The 11,555-nt window shown below is 63.5% G+C and carries 8 protein-coding genes and 2 pseudogenes; 8 read left to right on the forward strand and 2 right to left on the reverse strand.

What is annotated here, in order from left to right; genetic code table 11:
* Nucleotides 1-70: 70 nt before the first annotated feature.
* From AC4HIX_RS01845 to AC4HIX_RS01880, 8 genes are all read left to right on the forward strand, one after another.
* Complete coding sequence (locus tag AC4HIX_RS01845) at nucleotides 71-418, forward strand: response regulator (protein ID WP_490397656.1); 348 nt, start codon at nucleotides 71-73, stop codon at nucleotides 416-418.
* 1,016 nt (nucleotides 419-1,434) lie between these two features.
* The gene (locus AC4HIX_RS01850; RefSeq protein WP_490397657.1) at nucleotides 1,435-2,226 is read left to right on the forward strand and encodes a cyclase family protein; all 792 of its coding nucleotides are present in this window, start codon (nucleotides 1,435-1,437) and stop codon (nucleotides 2,224-2,226) included.
* 92 nt (nucleotides 2,227-2,318) lie between these two features.
* Nucleotides 2,319-2,822 carry a MarR family winged helix-turn-helix transcriptional regulator gene (locus AC4HIX_RS01855; protein WP_490397658.1) on the forward strand — a complete coding sequence of 168 codons (504 nt, stop codon included), beginning with the start codon at nucleotides 2,319-2,321 and terminating at the stop codon, nucleotides 2,820-2,822.
* A gap of 39 nt (nucleotides 2,823-2,861) precedes the next feature.
* Nucleotides 2,862-5,024 (forward strand): thiamine pyrophosphate-dependent enzyme, encoded by a 2,163-nt coding sequence (locus AC4HIX_RS01860; protein WP_490397659.1) that lies wholly within the window; start codon nucleotides 2,862-2,864, stop codon nucleotides 5,022-5,024.
* Nucleotides 5,024-6,568, forward strand: coding sequence for an indolepyruvate oxidoreductase subunit beta family protein (locus AC4HIX_RS01865; protein WP_490397660.1), 1,545 nt, complete (start codon nucleotides 5,024-5,026; stop codon nucleotides 6,566-6,568). The genes AC4HIX_RS01860 and AC4HIX_RS01865 overlap by 1 nt, the downstream gene beginning before the upstream one ends.
* 252 nt (nucleotides 6,569-6,820) lie before the next feature.
* The gene (dctP, locus tag AC4HIX_RS01870; protein ID WP_490397661.1) at nucleotides 6,821-7,789 is read left to right on the forward strand and encodes a TRAP transporter substrate-binding protein DctP; all 969 of its coding nucleotides are present in this window, start codon (nucleotides 6,821-6,823) and stop codon (nucleotides 7,787-7,789) included.
* Between the two features lie 40 nt (nucleotides 7,790-7,829).
* On the forward strand, nucleotides 7,830-8,330 hold the full coding sequence (locus tag AC4HIX_RS01875) for a TRAP transporter small permease (RefSeq protein ID WP_490397662.1): 501 nt from the start codon (nucleotides 7,830-7,832) through the stop codon (nucleotides 8,328-8,330).
* Nucleotides 8,331-8,341: 11 nt separating this feature from the next.
* The gene (locus AC4HIX_RS01880) at nucleotides 8,342-9,658 is read left to right on the forward strand and encodes a TRAP transporter large permease (RefSeq protein WP_490397663.1); all 1,317 of its coding nucleotides are present in this window, start codon (nucleotides 8,342-8,344) and stop codon (nucleotides 9,656-9,658) included.
* A 133-nt stretch (nucleotides 9,659-9,791) separates the two neighbouring features.
* On the opposite strand, the pseudogene AC4HIX_RS01885 reads toward AC4HIX_RS01880, so the two are convergent.
* Nucleotides 9,792-10,169 (reverse strand): annotated as a pseudogene (locus AC4HIX_RS01885) (integrase core domain-containing protein); the annotation flags it as partial.
* Nucleotides 10,170-10,247: 78 nt separating this feature from the next.
* A pseudogene (locus tag AC4HIX_RS01890) lies at nucleotides 10,248-11,301 on the reverse strand (IS5 family transposase).
* Nucleotides 11,302-11,555: the final 254 nt, after the last annotated feature.

The following is an 11,555-nucleotide window of genomic DNA, read 5'->3' on the forward strand; positions in this document are numbered from 1 at the left end:
TGAGCGGAAAGTGACCTAAACAAGCAATTGACGCGGCACTAAAATTCGGCAGGTCCAAGATGATGACAGGATGGACCGGAAGTTCGCGGAACGCATTTTCAGCATGTCGCAGGTGTTCGAAAATTTCGAGCTGTTTGACGGGCCGCTGGCAGCGATGGAGTTCCTCCAGGATGGCGGACGGCCGCCGGAGCTCATCTTTCTGGACATCAACATGCCGCCCATTGGCGGGTTCGAGTTTCTTGAACAATACGCCGATCAGATCCAGGCTCTGGACCCGGTGCCTGTTGTTGTGATTGTCAGCACCACGGTCAATCCGGTGGACCTGGACCGCGCCGCCAAGGTCCCATTGATCAAGAAATTCCTGTGCAAACCCCTGTCGCCAGAGCATTTGTCCCAAGCGGCGTCGCTTTCGCACTGATGCGCCGCGCGCCCCGCAGCCGTCCAAGACACGCGGCCTCGCAGCGTGGCGCCGGTCGTGATGAAACGGTCGTTCCGGTTCGTCCTAGCAACTGTATTTCTCAGGTGGCCTGAGACGACTATTTCCGATGCGCTTTGACGAGTGCGTTTGCGAATGAAACCAGCTCTCGGGCGACCGCAGTGATGATGACTTTGTTCGGTTTTCCTGCGGATCGAAGGCGTTCTGGAAAGGTTTTGAGAACTGGATTGTGATGGCTGGCGACGAGGACAGCCGGTCATGTGTGAACAGGCATGCATGTTTGGATGCCTATAGGGGGTCAAAGCTCCATGCCGATTGACAGCACTAAAACGTGTCAGGTTCACATACTGAAAACCAAGTCCTATTTTAACAATACCGTTCGACCACTAAGTGACAGACCGTATGGCGTACAGGCAAAAGCCCTGGACGGATGCCAGTGCAAGAGCAAACGTATCAGCCTCGCAATACTGCATGCATACGCATGTTAAATACCCCTGGCAGCAATCCGCCCGAAAGGAGAGGCGCCCGCACCACGACATATCACATTAGCGGCTCTCCACGGCTTGCGCCGCTGATGTGTGGTGCAAATGAGATTTGCGAGCGCCGTTTCTCAATGCTTGCTGATCGGAGCAGCTTTCCTGGAACCATCACGGCAGCGCAGCTGGATGCGGCATCAAAGGCCACGGCACCACTCAAACCCGCCGAAAATTGCTGCAATCAAGCAGAAAGCAGACAGAACCGCCGCCACTAGGCCGCAGCGGAAATCAGGCCAAGCGCGGGACCCGCCTGCCTCACACGCCAGCCCCTTGCGGCCTGCCGCGCTGCGCGGCCCGGAAACCCGCCGCTTGCCGCAATCGATCCGCTCGAAACGCACTGCCAAGGGGCAGCGCCAGGATCTTACACTCTTGGAAACTTGCAAACACATGTATATCCTGTTTAGAAGTGCTTCGCCGGAAGCACGAAGCGGCATTCAGACCGCGCGCAACAGGAGAGACAACATGACTGCAGCCAATGCACTGGACGGCCTGGGCGCCATGATCCTGTCGGGAAAGGTCGAAGTGGTGGACTGCTCCGGCACTTTGGGCCCCGAGACGCCGATCCTGCGCCTTCCAGAGGACTTCGCCAGGAACACGCCCAAGGTCGAAATCCACAAAATCAGCGAATATGACGAGGACGGCCCGTTTTTCGCCTGGAACTGGATGATTCTGGGCGAACACTCGGGCACCCATTTCGACGCCCCGCACCACTGGATCACCGGCAAGGAATACAGCGACGGCTATACCGACACGCTGGACGTGCAGCGCCTGGTGGCGCCGGTCAACGTGATAGACTGCTCCAAGGAGAGCGCCGAAAACCCGGATTTCCTGCTGACCGCAGACCTTATCAGGGCATGGGAGGCAGAGCACGGCGGCATCAGCGAGGGCGAATGGGTGGTGATGCGCACCGATTGGGACAAGCGCGCGCACGACGAACAGGCCTTCCTGAACACAGACGACACAGGCCCGCACAGCCCCGGGCCGACCCCGGATGCGGTCGAATACCTGCTGTCGAAGAAAATCGTCGGCTGGGGCAGCCAGTGCATCGGCACCGACGCCGGCCAGGCCGGCGGCATGGAACCGCCCTACCCTGCCCACAACCTGCTGCACCGCGACAACTGCTTCGGCCTTGCCTCTCTTGCCAATCTGGACAAGCTGCCGCCCAAGGGCGCGCTGCTGATTGCGGCCCCGCTCAAGATCAAGCGCGGCACCGGCAGCCCGATTCGGGCCCTGGCCCTGGTGCCGCGGAGCTGAGCCTGGCGGGCACCGCGCCCCACATGGCGCCCGGACCGGCATCAACGGCCGGGCAGCCGGCCCGGCCTGAAGCCGGCAGAAAGGACGAATGCATGACGGCAGAAAAAACCGCCCCCCCGCACGCACCTGCAGAAGAGAAAAAACCCTTGCCGCGGCTGGGGGAAATTGGACTGGAAAACTTTCCGCCCTACCTGATGAATCGCATCATGGGCCGCTACAACGCCGCCCTGCGGGAGGAAATGGCCGCACATGGGCTGACCACCGCCAAGATGCGCACGCTGGCCGTTCTCTCGGTGCTGGACGGGCTGCTGATCCGCGACCTGTCCGTTTATGCTGTGGTGGAGCAATCCACCCTCAGCCGCGCCCTTGACGCGCTGGAACGCGACGGGCTGATAGAGCGCAAGTCAGATCCCGACGACAACCGCGCCACCCGCATCTTCATGACCAGAAACGGCCGGGAAACCCACGAGGGGCTATGGCCGCATGTGGCAGAGGCCTGCACGCAGATGTTCAAGGGCATCGAGCCGGACGAACAGCGCGCCTTTACCGCCACGCTGCAGAAGATCCTGCGCAACGTGCGTGTGAACCAGTTTTAATCCCGGAAACCTTTCTCTGGTAAATCCACGGAGGCGCCAATGGCCGAACGATCATTCAAGGCTGAGGTTGAGCATCTGCGGAAGGGGGCGGGCAGCACCTTCACCGGTGAGGGCATCCTGGCCATCACCAAGGCTCTTCTGGAGAACGGTGTGGGATATGTCGGCGGCTATCAGGGCGCGCCGATCTCGCACCTGATGGATGTGCTGGCCGATGCCGAGGAGCTATTGGGCGAACTCGGCGTGCGTTATGAGGCCAACGCCTCGGAAGCCGCCGCCGCGGCGATGCTTGCCGCCTCCGTCCACTACCCGATCCGCGGCGCGGTCACCTTCAAGGGCTCTGTCGGCGTCAACGTGGCGTCCGATGCGCTGGCCAACCTCGCCTCATCCGGCGTCACCGGTGGCGCGCTGGTGATCGTGGGTGAGGATTACGGCGAAGGCTCGTCGATCATGCAGGAGCGCTCCTATGCCTTTGCGATGAAGTCGCAGTTCTGGCTGCTGGACCCGCGCCCCAACCTGCCCTCCATCGTGAAATCGGTGGGTGACAGCTTTGCCCTCTCGGAGGCGTCGAACACACCGGTGATGATGATGGTGCGGATCCGCTCGTGCCATGTGACCGGCAGTTTCGAGTGCCGCGACAACCTTCGCCCGCCGCTCACCGTGCGCAACGCGCTGGCCAATCCGCAGCGCGATTTCGCCCGCGTGGTCCTGCCGCCGATGTCCTATCAGCATGAGCAGGACAAGATCGAAAACCGCTGGCCTGCGGCCGAGAAATACATCCTGGAAAACGGGCTGAACGAGCGTTTCGGGCCGAAGGAGGGCAAGGTCGGCCTCATTTGCCTTGGCGGCATGTACAACAGCGTGATCCGCGCCCTGCAGCGGCTGGGGCTGGCCGATCTCAGCGGCAATACCGAGGTGCCGCTTTATGTGATGAACGTGGCCTACCCGCTGGTGCACAGCGACCTTCTGGACTTCTGCGACGGCAAGGACGCGGTGCTGATGATCGAGGAAGGCCAGCCGGAGTTCATCGAGCAGCAGCTTGGCGCGATGCTCTACAAGGCGGGCAGTTCCACCAAGCTCGAAGGCAAGGGCATCTTCCCCAAGGCGGGCGAATACACCGGAAAGGTGATGATGGACGGGCTGGATGACTTCTTCCGCAAATACGCCGCCCACCTGCTGCCCGGCCAGGTGCGTGCGCCCAATACACCGCAGCCGGAGATCCCGGATCTGAGCCAAACCGTCCCGATCCGCCCGCCGGGGTTCTGCACCGGCTGCCCGGAGCGGCCGATCTTTGCCTCGATGAAGCTGGTCGAGCAGGAGCTGGGCAAGCACCAGATCTCAGCCGATATCGGCTGCCACCTGTTTGCCGCCCTGCCGCCATTCGAGATCGGCGGACAGACGATGGGCTACGGACTGGGCCCAGCCTCCAACGCGGCTTTTGACGGCGGCGGCGAGAAGCGGGCGATCTCGATCCTGGGCGACGGCGGCTTCTGGCACAATGGCCTCAGCACCTCGATCGGCAACATGGTGTTCAACAAGTCGGACAGCGTGGCGATCATCGTCGACAACTACTATTCGGCCGCGACCGGCGGGCAGGACATTCCGTCGAGCCGCGCCAAGAACGCCAGCAAGTCGACCAACAACCCGATCACCAAGGCGCTGGAAGGTGCCGGCGTCAAGTGGATCCGGCAGATCGACCGGACCTATGACGTCACTCAGATGCGCGCCACCATCCGCGAGGCGCTAACGACCGACTATGACGGCCCCAAGGTGATCGTCGCCTCCTCGGAATGCATGCTGAACCGGCAGCGGCGCGAGAAGCCGCAGCGCAACAAGGCGATCAAGGACGGCGCGCGGGTGGAGATCCCCCGCTTCGGCGTCGATCAGGACGTCTGCACCGGCGATCACGCCTGCATCCGGCTCTCGGGCTGCCCGTCGCTGTCGCTGAAGCAGCTGGACGACCCGCTGCGCGACGACCCGGTGGCGCATATCGACCAGACCTGCGTCGGCTGCGGCAACTGCGGCGAGGTGGCCGATGCGGCGATCCTCTGCCCCTCCTTCTATGAGGCGCGGGTGGTGCATAACCCCTCTGAGCGGGAGCGCCGCCGGGCGGGCCTGCGCAGCAAGGTGATCGCCTGGCTGCAGGCACGCCGCAGCGCCCGGCAGCTCACCTTCGCTTGCGATAATGCGGGGGAGGCCGCCTGATGACTTTGGAACTGCCCATTTACCCGCAAGGCAGCCAGCCCGCGGCCCCCGAGGTGATCAAGCTCGCCATCCTCGCCGTTGGCGGCCAAGGCGGCGGGGTGCTGACAAGCTGGATCGAGGCGCTGGCCCGCGCCCAAGGCTACAGCGCGCAGGCCACCAGCGTCGCGGGCGTCGCCCAGCGGACGGGCGCGACGATCTACTACATCGAGATGGCGCCGGGCACGGTCGAGAACCCGGTGTTCTCTCTCGCGCCCGCGCCCGGCGACGTCGACATCATGATCGCGGCGGAGATGATGGAGGCCGGCCGGTCGATCCTGCGCGGCTTCGTGACGCCCGACCGCACCACGCTCATCGCCTCCACCCACCGCGCGCTGGCAGTGTCGGAGAAGATGGTGCCGGGCGACGGCATGGCCGATGCCTCGGAAGTGCGCGCGGCCGCCGAGACCGCGGCGCGCAAGCTGGTGATGGCCGACATGGAGCGCGCCGCGACTGGGGCAGGATCGGTGATTTCCGCCTCGCTCTTCGGCGCGCTTGCGGGCTCCGGCGCCCTGCCCTTCCCGCGCTTGGCCTTCGAGAATGCGATCCGCGCCGCTGGCAAGGGCGTGGAGCCCAGCCTGCGCGCCTTCGCCGCCGGCTTCGATCTGGCGCAGCGGGGCGAGCCGCGGCCCGCGGAAGCCCCCGCCCCCGCGGGCCCTGCAAAGCCGCAAGGCCCCGCAGGCAAGCTGCTCAAGTGGCAGAAGCTTGCCGCGCGCGTGGCGGAAATACCGGAGGTGGTGCAGGAGATGGCTCTGCCCGGCCTGCAGAAAGTGGTGGAGTTCCAGGACCTGGCCTATGGCCGCGAATACCTCTCCCGCCTCGGCGAGGTGCTGGCGCAGGACAATGCCGAGCAAGGTTATGAGCTGAGCCGCGACGCCGCGAAATACATCGCCAATGCCATGGCCTATGACGACGTGATCCGGGTTGCCGACCTCAAGACCCGGTCCAGCCGCTTTGGCCGGATCGAGAGCGAGATGAAGGCGGACGGCAAGCTGATGACGCTCACCGACTACCTGCACCCGCGGGCCGAGGAGATCGCGAGCCTGCTGCCCGCCGGGCTGGGCGCCAGGGTCGAGGCCAATCCGCGGCAGATGGCGCGGCTGGAGAAACTCTTCGGCAAGGGCCGCCGCATCCGCACCGACAGCCTGCGCGGCTTCCTGATGCTCTACGTGCTGGGCGGGCTCAAGTTCTGGCGCCGCCGCACCCGCCGCCACGCGGTGGAGCAGGCGCATCTGGACGAATGGCTCAAGATGGCGATGGGTTACCTGCCCGACCGCTACGGTATGGCGCTGGAGGTGATCCGCTGCCGCCGCCTGATCAAGGGCTATTCCGACACCCACGCCCGGGGCCTTTCCAAGTTCGACAGGGTGCTGGCGGGCGCGGCACTGGTGGCCGACCGCGAAGACGGCCCCCAATGGGTCGCCCGCCTGCGCGAGGCCGCCCTGCAGGACGAAAAGGGAGAGGCCCTGGACGGGGCAATAAAGACGGTGGAGAGCTTTGCGGCATAACCGCAGCCGGCCGCGGACGTCTCTTCCGGCTGTCCGCGGCCGCAGAAAGCCCGAATCACTTGCCCTCTCAGACCGCGCCGAAGCCGCCGCACGAAGAATTTTTATGCGTTTACATATAAACTTACTTGAAGCTTAAAACTTCATGCTTGAAGGTGAGACAGCCTAAACCTAGGCTTTTCCCACGGCGTCCGGAATAACAAGGGACTGCAAACCGCCCGGTCCGCGCGCCGCCACACAGCCAGGGAGACCGACATGACCATCCGCAGATTTGCCGCAGCCGCCCTTCTGGGGGCTACTACACTCGCCGCCGCTTCCGCGCAGGCCGGGGAGGTCACGCTGAAAGCAGTGACCGCCTTTGCCACAGGGACAACTTTTTCTCGCGATTTCGAAGCCTTCGTTGATTGGGTGAACGAAAACGGCGAGGGAGTCGTGCAGATCGACCTGCTCGGCGGCCCCGAAGCCGTGCCGCCCTTTGAACTGGGCAACGCGGTGCAGGCGGGGATCGTCGACATCGCCAACAACACCACCGCCTACTACCCGAACCTGCTGCCCGCAGGCGACGCGCTGCACCTGGCGCAGAACACCATTCAGGACCAGCGCGCTAATGGCTGCTACGAGTTGATCGACCAGATCCACCAGGACCAGATGGGTGTGAAATACCTCGCTCGCGTGGGCGACCACATGAATTATCATCTATATTTGACCAAGCCGCTGGAAGGACCGGATCTGACAGGGCTGACCATCCGCACCACGCCGGTCTACCGCGCCATGTTCGAAAAACTGGGCGCCACCCTGGTGCGCACGGCACCGGGCGAGGTCTATACCGCGCTTGAGCGCGGGGCGATCGACGGCTACGGCTGGCCCAGCCAGGGCGTGCTGGACCTCGGCTGGCACGAGCAGACCGCCTACCGCGTTGACCCCGGTTTCTACCAGGTGGACGTGAACTTCCTGGTGAATCTCGACAGCTGGAACGGGCTCAGCGATGAGCAGCGCGCCCTGCTGGAACAAGGCGCCGCCTGGATCGAAGAGCAGAACGCCGAGAACATCGCCCGCAACGAGGCCGAGGCCAAAGCCCAGGCCGATGCCGGGATCAAGACCATCACCCTGGAGGGCGAGCACGGCAAACTGTGGAGCACGACCGCCCAGGCCGAAGGCTGGGGCGAAGTGAAGAAGACAGACCCGCAGCTGGCACAGCAGCTGCAGGCCTGCCTGCTCAAGTGACGGGACCGGGGCGGCCTGGTGCCGCCCCGAAACTTTCCCCATGATCCGCTTTGACCGCAGCTTCGGCACCCTGCTCACCGGCTTGGCCGTGCTCAGCGCTGCCATCCTCGCCGCAATCACCCTGGTGATCCCGCTCAATGTCCTGTTGCGCAACCTTGGACTGCCGGTGATCTACGGCGCGCTCGACGCCATCGAATACGGGCTGATGGCTGCAGCCTTTCTCGGCGCGCCCTGGGTGCTGCGCCAGAATGCCCATGTGCAGGTCGACCTGGTGACCCACGGCCTGCCGCCGCGCGCCCGCCGCAAGGTGGTGCTGGCCGCCTGCCTGCTGGGCGCCGCCACCTGTGCCGTCTTGGGATGGGCCGGGCTGCAAGCGCTGATGCAGTCCTTCGCCCGCGGCTCCATGGTGCGCACCGCCTTCACCTTTCCCGAATGGTGGACGCTGACAGTGCTGCCGCTGTCGATGGCGCTTTGCACGCTCGAATTCCTGCGCAAGATCTTCCGCCCCGCGACGGAAGACGTGCCGCTCTCCGGTCTTTGAAAGGACTGCCGATGGATTGGATCCTCACCCTATCGCTGATGCTGGGCGGCCTGGCCGGGCTGCTGCTGATCGGCCTGCCGGTGGCCTTTGCCTTCATCACCGTCACCATGATCGGCGCGTACGAGGTGCTGGGCGGCGACCGCGGCCTGCTGCAGCTGGCGCGCAACGCGACCCAGTCGGTGGCCAATTTCCAGATGGCACCGATCCCCCTGTTCATCCTGATGGGGGAAATCCTGTTCCAGACCGGCATCGCCCACCGCGCCATCGATGCGATCGAGCGGGTGGTCACTCGGGTACCCGGGCGGCTGTCGGTGGTCACCGTGTTCGGGGGCACCATCTTTGCCGCGCTGTCGGGGTCGACCATCGCCAATACCGCCATGCTGGGATCGACCCTGATGCCGGGGATGCTGCAGCGTGGCTATCATCCGACGATGGCAATGGGGCCGATCATGGCCTCGGGCGCCATTGCCATGCTCATCCCGCCGTCAGCGCTGGCGGTTCTGGTCGGCAGCCTGGCGGGGATTTCCATCGCCGGCCTGCTGGTGGCGGGTGTCATGCCTGCGCTGCTGCTGGCGGCGGCCTTTGTGATTTATATCGTGACCCGCAGCCTGCTCGACCCGAAGGCGGCACCGCCCGACGATCTGCCGCAGATGACCCTGGGACAGCGCTGGCGGCCCTTCCTGATCTATGTGGCGCCGCTGTCGGTGCTGTTCGCCGTGGTGATCGGCAGCCTGCTGCTGGGGTTCGCAACCCCAACGGAGTCTGCCGCGCTCGGCTGTCTGGCCGCGCTTGCCACCGGCGCCGCCTACCGGTCGCTGTCTTTTGAAAAAGTTGGCAGGGCGCTGATGGAAACCGTAAAGCTGTCGGTGATGATTTTGTTCATCATGGCCGCCAGCCAGACCTTTGCCCAGGTGCTGTCTTTCAGCGGTGCCACCAATGGGCTGATCAAGGCTATCAACGCGGTTGATCCGACCCCCACCACAGTGCTGGTCGGCATGATCGTGATCCTGCTGCTGCTCGGCTGCTTTGTCGATCAGGTCTCGATGCTGATGGTGACCGTGCCGGTGTTTGTGCCATTGGCAGCGCAGATGGGCATCAACGAACTGGTGCTTGGCGTTGTCTATCTGCTGACCATGGAGATCGGCCTCTTGACTCCACCCTTCGGGCTTTTGCTCTTCGTGATGCGGGGGGTCGCCCCCGAGGGCATCGGGATGAAGCATATCTATGCCGCTGTCACGCCCTTCTTGGTGATCAAGCTGGCTGTGCTGGCACTGATTGTGTGGCAGCCCGCCGTAGGCACATGGCTGCCGGGGCTGATGACGAAATGAGATTGCAGGCCGAAACAAGTGCTATGTTTCAGTCTTGTTGGCAGGGTGGGTTCACATGTCCGTCGTCAGAGATTTTGGGACAGATGGCCGCCTGAGCTAAGCGAGGGTCTGACTCATCTGGTTGGTTTGATTTTGCGGCGGATCTTCGGTGAAGCAAGCGCCGGGTTTCGATAGTCTTTCGTTTGATCCTTTCTCGTTGTTTCAGGATGGTCTGGCAGCGCTCAAGGTACACATTGGCCGGGGTGAGGTTCGGCAGGCTCTCGTGGTATCGTCGGTGGTTGTAATGCTCGACGAAGGCGTCGGTTTTCTGCCTGAGATCGCCGGGCAGGACGTAGTTCTCCAGCAGGCTGCGGTTCTTCAGGGTCTGGTGCCAGCGCTCGATCTGGCCCTGGGTTTGCGGGTGATATGGGGCACCGCAGACTTGATCCATCTGCCGGTCTTCCAGCCAATCGGCCAACTCGCCCGAGATGCAACTCGACCCGATGTCACTGAGCAGGCGGGGCATGTGCAGACGCGCCTGCCTGGTGTATCGGTTGGGCGCTGTTGTACAAATCCGGGGCTGACCACAGGGCCCGTTGCCCGGACGGATTTACTCTACGGGCACTGTGACAGGTATACCGAGAGCGGTGTAGCAGTTCAGAACGGCGATACGAACTTGCAGTTCGGCGGCCTGGCGTTCGAAGTCTTTCGCCATCAGGGATTAGCCGGGCAGCTTGATGCAGTTCATCTTTGACTCGACCCGGCTCCGGCTGTGATATCCGTTCCACCGTCGCCAGATGGCGCGGCCGAGATACTTTGATGCGCGCAGGACTTCGTTTCGTGCCACCGCGCCCGGGCTCGTTGGCTTCCAGGGCGTGGCATTCTTGCGGGGCGGGATAACAGCGGCGGCACCACGGGCGGCAATCGCCTCGTAGCATTTGCAAGTGTGGTAGGACCCGTCAGCAGTCACGGTACCAGTCTCTTCGCCTGCCGGGATTTGATCAAGGAGATCAGGCAGAATGGGCGTATCCACTGCCCGGCAGGCGATTTGCATGGCAAGTCCGCCGGGAGGGGCCGATATTGCTTCCGGTGGCTTCGACGGCCCGAACCTCCAGCGTTTCCTCATCGATGCCGATGTGTACCTTGCGCCAGATGCGCCGCTTGGGGCCACCCGCTGCCCGGCAGCACATGCATAGCATGTGCGAGAGGGGGCTTACGGGCGTTCCACTCGCCCTCACCCTCGGCCTTGATGCCCGTGCTGTCCGCTTCCCGGCAGGGCATTGCGCAGCAATGTCCCGAGAGGGGATCAGCAAATTCAACGAACCCACGCCGCCACGGTGCGTGATAGCCACGTTCAGCTGCCGCTGGCGGCGACACAGTGTACTGAAGTCCGGCACCGCCCAGTCCTGACCGACCAGCCGCAGAAGGCTTTGCACGAATCCCGTCGTCTGCCTCAGTGGCATCCCGAACAGTACTTTCAGAGTTAGACGGGTTTGGATCGCGGCGTTGCTGAATTGGCACCGGCGGCCACGCTTGCCAGCCGGCGGCGGCGTCCAGATCATCCTCGGATCAAACCAGATGCTCAGAGATCCGCGTTGCTTCAGCGCTTCATTGCAAGACGACCAGTTCGTGGTCTTGTATCTCGTAGGGGCCCAACTGCTCATGCATCCCAGCTACCATGCTGGATTCACGCAGTGAATCCCTCACCCGATTTGTGCAGCAAGGCCAATCAGTGTTAAAACCGCCGTTGACCAACGTGATGCCGGCTCTGAGCTTCCCTGCGCCGCCAAAACAAGCACGGACGACTGACGTGTACGCGCATTGATTGGCAATTAGCTGGCAGAAGGTTCGAGCGGAATAAACGGCAGGACGGCGGGCCGCATGGCCCGCCGCTTGCGGGGATCAGAAGCCTGCTTTG

The sequence above is a fragment of the Leisingera sp. genome (assembly GCF_982940295.1).